The 6,415-nt window shown below is 64.2% G+C and carries 8 protein-coding genes; 5 read left to right on the top strand and 3 right to left on the bottom strand.

All coding sequences use genetic code 11. The annotated features are described in order from the left end of the window. Positions 1–1,490: efflux RND transporter permease subunit (locus AC1DYI_RS23815; RefSeq protein WP_477206614.1), on the top strand; the 1,490-nt coding region annotated here is incomplete at its 5' end. Between the two features lie 173 nt (positions 1,491–1,663). Then, on the top strand, positions 1,664–2,101 hold the full coding sequence (locus AC1DYI_RS23810; RefSeq protein WP_477206613.1) for a PACE efflux transporter: 438 nt from the start codon (positions 1,664–1,666) through the stop codon (positions 2,099–2,101). On the opposite strand, the gene AC1DYI_RS23805 is transcribed toward AC1DYI_RS23810, so the two are convergent. Genes AC1DYI_RS23805 through AC1DYI_RS23795 form a run of 3 tightly spaced genes read right to left on the bottom strand, consistent with a single transcriptional unit; the run spans position 2,098 to position 4,699 of the window. Next, positions 2,098–2,523 (bottom strand): LIC_13387 family protein, encoded by a 426-nt coding sequence (locus AC1DYI_RS23805; protein ID WP_477206612.1) that lies wholly within the window; start codon positions 2,521–2,523, stop codon positions 2,098–2,100. The genes AC1DYI_RS23810 and AC1DYI_RS23805 overlap by 4 nt on opposite strands. A 14-nt stretch (positions 2,524–2,537) precedes the next feature. Next, entirely contained in the window at positions 2,538–3,827 is a 1,290-nt protein-coding gene (locus AC1DYI_RS23800; RefSeq protein ID WP_477206611.1) for an ABC1 kinase family protein, read from the bottom strand. A 47-nt stretch (positions 3,828–3,874) separates the two neighbouring features. Further along, positions 3,875–4,699: a TetR/AcrR family transcriptional regulator gene (locus AC1DYI_RS23795; RefSeq protein ID WP_477206610.1), complete on the bottom strand. Its 825-nt coding sequence runs from the start codon at positions 4,697–4,699 to the stop codon at positions 3,875–3,877. 113 nt (positions 4,700–4,812) lie between these two features. On the opposite strand from AC1DYI_RS23795, the gene AC1DYI_RS23790 reads away from it, so the two are divergent. The 3 genes from AC1DYI_RS23790 to arr all read left to right on the top strand — a co-directional run. After that, positions 4,813–5,349: a GNAT family N-acetyltransferase gene (locus tag AC1DYI_RS23790; RefSeq protein WP_477206609.1), complete on the top strand. Its 537-nt coding sequence runs from the start codon at positions 4,813–4,815 to the stop codon at positions 5,347–5,349. Between the two features lie 84 nt (positions 5,350–5,433). Beyond that, positions 5,434–5,811 (top strand): DUF6463 family protein, encoded by a 378-nt coding sequence (locus AC1DYI_RS23785; RefSeq protein ID WP_477206608.1) that lies wholly within the window; start codon positions 5,434–5,436, stop codon positions 5,809–5,811. A 221-nt stretch (positions 5,812–6,032) separates the two neighbouring features. Continuing rightward, the coding region (gene arr, locus AC1DYI_RS23780; protein WP_477206607.1) for an NAD(+)--rifampin ADP-ribosyltransferase at positions 6,033–6,415 on the top strand (383 nt) is incomplete at its 3' end.

Genomic DNA, 6,415 nt, shown 5'->3' with positions numbered 1-6,415 from the left:
CCTGGTTGTTCATCATCATTCCCAAGGGCTTCTTCCMGGAAGAAGACATCGGCCAGATCCAGGTCACCACCGAAGCGGCCGAGGACACCTCGTTCCCCGAAATGGTGAGGCTGCAAGAGCGCGCCGCAGCGATCGTGCGTGCGAACCCGAACGTCACCACCGTCAGCTCGTTCAACGGCGGCGGCGGCGCGCAGAACTCGGGCCGCATGTTCCTCAACCTGAAGCCGTTGAACGAACGCCAACCGATGAAGCAGGTGATCGAGAGCCTGCGCCGCGACCTGCGCGAGGTGGCCGGCATCAACGTCTTCATGACGCCGATCCAGAACCTGCGCCTGGGCGGCCGGCAGAGCAAGGCGCGCTACCAGTACATCCTGCAAAGCGTGCGGGCCGACGAGCTGAGCAGCTGGGCTGCGCGCCTGCAAGAACAGCTGCGCGCCGACCCGGACTTCCGCGACGTGAACAGCGACGCGCAGCTGCGGGGGCTGCAGGCCGAACTGAAGATCGACCGTGACCGCGCCAACACGCTGGGCGTGTCGATCGACGCAGTGCGCACCGCGCTGTACAACGCCTTTGGCGAGCGCCAGGTGTCGACCATCTACCTGCCCACCGACAGCTACCAGGTCATCATGGAAGTGGCGCCAGAGGCCAAGCAGGACGAGCGGGCGATGAACGGCATCTACGTGCGCTCGACGACCGGCGCGCTGGTGCCCTTGTCCAGCTTCGCAACGATCGAGCGCACCGTCGGCCCGACCTCGGTCAACCACGTGGGCCAACTGCAGGCGGTGACGGTGTCGTTCAACCTGGCGCCCGGCGTGGCGCTCGGCGACGCCACCGCCAAGGTCGACGCGGCGCGCAACGCGATCCACATGCCGGCCACCATCGTGGCCACCTACGGCGGCGATGCGGCGGTGTTCAAGAGCTCGCAGGGTAACCAGGCGGTGCTGATCATCGCGGCGCTGCTGGTGATCTACGTGCTGCTGGGCGTGCTGTACGAGAGCTTCATCCACCCGCTGACGATCCTGGCCGGCCTGCCCTCGGCGGCCGTCGGCGCGCTGGGCACGCTGATGCTGTTCGGCCAGGACCTGACGCTGATCGCGACCATCGGCATCGTGCTGCTGATCGGCATCGTCAAGAAGAACGCGATCATGATGATCGACTTCGCGCTCGATGCGCAGCGCAGCCATGGCATGACGGCGGCTGAGGCGATCCGCGAGGCCTGCGTGTTGCGCTTTCGCCCGATCATGATGACGACGCTGGCGGCGCTGATGGGCGCATTGCCGATCGCACTGGGCATCGGCGCGGGCGCCGAGTTGCGCCAGCCGCTGGGCCTGGCGGTCGTCGGCGGGCTGGTCTTCTCGCAGGCCATCACGCTCTACATCACACCCGTGATCTACCTCGCGCTCGACCGCTTCAGCGGCCGCGGGCCGGTGACGACGCCGGAGACCACGGCTGAGCCGGTTTCGGCGGGTGGCGGCGCCAACACAGGCTGATCCGCGAAAGACGCCCGGTCCGGGGTGCCCCCACGCCAGCAAGGACCGGGCGTCAGCCCCTAAAATTCGGCCCATACAGGAGGAACGACCTCCCCCCACTTGCCGCTGTGGCGGCATGCGCTGCGGGAACAAACGTCCGGGACGGCCCGGCCTCATCCAAAGGGGCCACACCCATGCAAGCCGTCCGCCGCAGAGTTCTCTATGCCACGCTGTACGAAGCGCTGGCGATCATCATCACCAGCGTGGGCTTGGCCTGGTTCTCAGGCAGTGCCGCAGCCAACGCGACCTTGGCCGGTATTGGCTCTTCGGCCATCGCGCTGGCCTGGAACCTGGTCTACACCACCTTCTACGAGCGCTGGGAAGCACGGCAGCTCCGCAAGGGCCGCACCTTCTGGCGCCGCGCCGCGCATGCCTTCGGCTTCGAGCTGGGCCTGGTGCTGATGACCGTGCCGCTGTTCGCGGCGGTGCTCGGCATCTCGTGGTGGGAAGCTCTGGTTTACGACTTCGGCCTGATCCTGTTCTTCCTCGTCTACACCTACGTCTTCAACCTCGGCTTCGACAAAGTCTTTGGCCTGCCTCCCTCGGCGCTGCCGCACGCCGAGATGAGCTAGGCATAGGCCAGCGCCGTCGCGATCAGAAAGCCGATCAGGCCGATGGCCGAACCCATCACGGGTTTGGCGAAGAAGAACTTGATGGACACGACCAGGTAGATGGCCGACACCAACACTGCCACGATCTGGAGCGGCCATGACGTGGCGAAGGCATTGGGCTCGAAGATGCCGACATACAGGAACCCGCCGCCGAACAGAGCCAGGCCCAGGCTGTGGGTCATGCTGAAACCCAGCCACGCCTTCCAAAGATTGATGGCCGGGTGAAGCGCAATGCTCGACTGCTGCATGCTTTGACGCAGCGACGCGTCACGGGGAGTGAAGGCCTTGGGGCGTTTCAGGTCACCCAGCGTGAGCGCTCCATGCGCCACGCCCATGACCAGAAAAACGTAGGCGGCCATGACGATCAAGACCTGGGCCATCATGGAAATCTCCCGAGTCAGTTTTCGGCGGCGGCGACCAGCTTCGCCATCGACGCCCGCGTGTCCACCCGGCCCTGCAATCGCGTCAGCAGGTGCATCAACCCGAACCACGCCCGGTCGAAGGAAAGCAGTTCGGGTGGCAGGTGGGYAATGAACGACGCTGAATGCACGGCTCGCCGGTCGAACTTGGCCGCGGGGAACGGTGTCTTGTCGGCGAACTCGAAGCGCTCGGTCGAGAACGCCTGCGTCGCCCATTCGAGTACCGGTGCAATCTTCGGCACGATGCGCTGCTCGAAGTCCTTCAGCCCCAGCCCGAGATCGGTGACGCCAAGTTCGCGGTAATTGGCCAGCAACGCAGACGAACCGCCGGCGYCGTGCCTGAGCCAGGTCAACCACGACCGCGCCAGGCCCTTGACGAACGAACCGGAGAGCTTGCGTGTGCATCCAAAGTCGAGCACCCCGACCCGCTCGTCATCCAGGAAGAGCAGATTGCCCAGGTGCATGTCGGCATGAATGTGCCGCCGCTCGAAGGCGCAGTCCACGAACCAGTCGAAGATCGCCTGCGCCTGCCGGTCCCGCGTCGCCTGTGAAGGGCCTTGCCGCAGACTCGCATCGAGGTGCAGACCTTGCAGAGACTGCTGCGTGAGCACCGTCCTGCACGTCAGCGCCGACACGACTTGCGGCATGACGATGCCGGGGTGCCCGGCGTGCTCACTGAACCACGTCTGCTGCTTGGCCTCGTGCAGGTAGTCGACCTCCTCTGCCAGCTGACTGCGCACTTCGGCCAGCATCTTGTCGATGAGCTCGTCTTGCGGCAAGCCGAGCCGCTCACGGCCGATCGTGCGCAGGCTTGTTCGCAGCAAGCGCAGGTCGCTGTCGATCGTCTCGGCGATGCCGGGGTACTGGACCTTGACCGCCACCTCGGTGCCGTCGTCCAGGCGGGCGCGATGCACCTGGCCCAGGCTCGCCGCGGCAAAGGCTTCGGTGTCGAAATGGGCGTACAGCGCTTGCGGCTCCCGGCCGAAGGCTTGCCGAAAGGCACGCGACACGAGTGCACGGTTCAGCGGCATCGCCTGGTGCGAGGCGCGCGCCAGTTGCGCGCGAATGCCCTCGGGCAGCACGCCGGCGTCCATGCTCAGCATTTGCGCCGCCTTCAGCGCCGTGCCTCGCAATTGCGTGACGGCCGCGAAGATCATTCGCCCGATGTCGGCCTCGTGCTCATCGTCGACCTCTTTCGACGGCGATGCGCGCAACTTGTGCCGCACGGCCTTGGCACCGACGCGCGCAGCCGTGGTGCCAACGAGCACCGATCGCGCGAGGCGGCCGGTTCGCGGCGCTTTTCCGGTCGGTACGGTCATGACTTGCGTTTGGTTGCCTCGCCGCGCGCGCCAGCCGGCTTGCGCTTGCTGACTGCCGCGTCGCCCGTTTGGCTCCTCGATGGTGCACGCTTCTTCGAAGCAGGTGCCGCCGTCGTGTCCTTGCCCTGCCGTGGCCTGGCGTGCACGGCGACCTCCATGATGCGCGCGATCTGGCTGCGCAGCACGAAGCCGGCCAGATGCACCAGACGATCCGGCAGGCCCGCCTTGAGCATCGTGACGGCCACGCCCAGCACCTGGTCGACGAAACGCGTGGTCTCGGCGGCATGCGGCGTCTCGTCGCGCATCCAGAAGGCCATGACGCCGTAGCAAAAGTCGGCGTACAGGCCTGCCATCGGGCGGGCGAAGTCGCTGGGCGGCAGTTCCCCCTGCTCCACTGCGACGTCGAGGAACGTTGCCACGGTCTCCTTCAGCATCAGTTTGGCCTGGAGCTGGTCACCCAGCAGCAGCAGCGGCGACTTCGCCAGCATGCTGCCAGCCACGCCCACGAACGCCCGGTCAGGCGCCAGGATCTCGAGCAAGGCATCGGTCAGCCGCTGCAGCTTCGACTGCAGGTCGTACGAGGCGAAGTCCGGTGCGTCGTGCGCGACGCGCACCGCCTGCTCGGCCACCTGATCGAAGTAGCCGAGGATCAGCCGCTCCTTGGTCGCGAAGTACTTGTAGATCGTCGCGTCGCCGATCGCCGCCGCCTTCGCGATGTCCTTCATCGTGACCGCGTCGTAGCCGTTGCGCACGATCAGGTCGACGGCGCTGCGCACGATGCGCGCGCGGGTGGCGTCCTGCTGAGCCTTGCTGGTTTTCATGGGGAGCACCCTCGATGCCGTTTAATGGATACAAACTATCCATTAAATTTCATTACAAGTCAAGGATACGGAATTTGTACTACAGTGAGCCACTCCAAACCACGTCAAGCGTCATGAGTTCGATAGCCATTCGCCAGGTCGACAAGTTCCCCGAGCCCGATTTTTCGCGCCTGAGCCGCGCCGTCTTCGCCGATGTTCAACAGCCATCAGAGGAGCTCGCGTCAACGCTTGTCGCCGAGGCGTCTGCCAGCGCCTCGGGCGGTCACCCCCACTCCCCCATGTATCGGCTTGGCGCCTACGCTGAAGAAGTGTTGGTCGGTTGGTCGTGCGGCTGGATGGAACGAGGGAACGTCTTCTACATGGCCAATAGCGGCGTGGTGCCCTCTCATCGGCGCCAGGGCGTCTATTCGTCGCTCCTGTCGGCCATTCGTGACTACGCCAACGCCAACGGTGCGGTGGCCATTCGTTCCCAGCACTCGGTGCTGAACAATCCGGTCATCATCGCCAAGCTGCGGGCAGGCTTTCATGTTTCAGGGTTGTCCCAGTCGGCGCAAATGGGCACGCTTGTCGAGCTGACCATGCACCTCTTCGAGAAGCGGCAGGGATTGTTCCGCATCCGCTCGCTGCCCTATGTCACGCCGGAACCCTAGCCTCTCAGTAAAGGTGACACCTCACGACGAGATGCCACCCATGTCAAACGCTATGTTTCATCATTCACGCACCGGAGGAATCACATGAAGAGATGGGTAGGCCGTTGGCTCATGGGGATCGCTGCAATACACACCGCTTTTGCTGTAGCCGTCTTTGGTGAGGTGTTGGCTTCTATCGTCAAGCGCGGTGTGTTCAATACGGTCGGCGCCGATCCAATGACAGCGGCAGTGGTCTGGTTTGTCCTCTTTGGCGCGATGCTGTTCGTCTGCGGTTTGGCAGTGGCAGAGCTCGAAGCGTCCTCGCCCAACTGCCTTCCCAGGTCGATCGGCTGGGGCTTGTTGGCGATGGCAGTTGTTGGCATCACCCTCATGCCTGCCTCGGGCTTCTGGCTCGTCTTTCCGCCGGCCATTGCCTTGCTCGTCAAGAAATCAGAAGCGAAGCTCGCTGCCGCTGAAATCTGAAGTCGACGCCAAGCGGTGACGTTTGGTGCGTGCGCACCGGCCGCTCATATCGGACGTTAGATCGGCCAGAACCGCGCTTCATGGCGGCGGCCGAAAACAAAAAAGGGAGGCGCAAAGCGCCTCCCCAGGATCAATTTATACGACACCCCGGGGCTTGCGGCAAGCCCCTGTCGTCATGCAGCATCGCCGACCTCGAAATGTCAGGAAACCGGAGCGATGCGATGACTGATTTGCAGACGTACTACCACGGCACCAAAGCCGACCTCAAGGTGGGTGACCTGATCGAGGCGGGCTATGCCTCCAACTACGGCAAGAGGAAACAGGCGACGTTCGTTTACCTGTCTGCCACACTGGACGCGGCCACCTGGGGAGCCGAGTTGGCTGTCGGCCAAGGGCGCGGCCGGATCTACATCGTGGAACCCACAGGGTCCATCGAAGATGATCCAAACCTGACGAACAAGAGATTCCCCGGCAACCCGACGAAGTCCTACCGTTCTCGACATCCATTGCGCGTCATCGGCGAGGTCATGGAGTGGAAAGGTCACTCCCCCGACCGCCTCAAGGAAATGCACGATCACCTCGAGAGCCTCAAGCAACGTGGTGT

The sequence above is a fragment of the Ideonella sp. P3_A4 genome, assembly GCF_056403075.1.
This window is presented reverse-complemented; position numbering and strand designations above follow the sequence as displayed.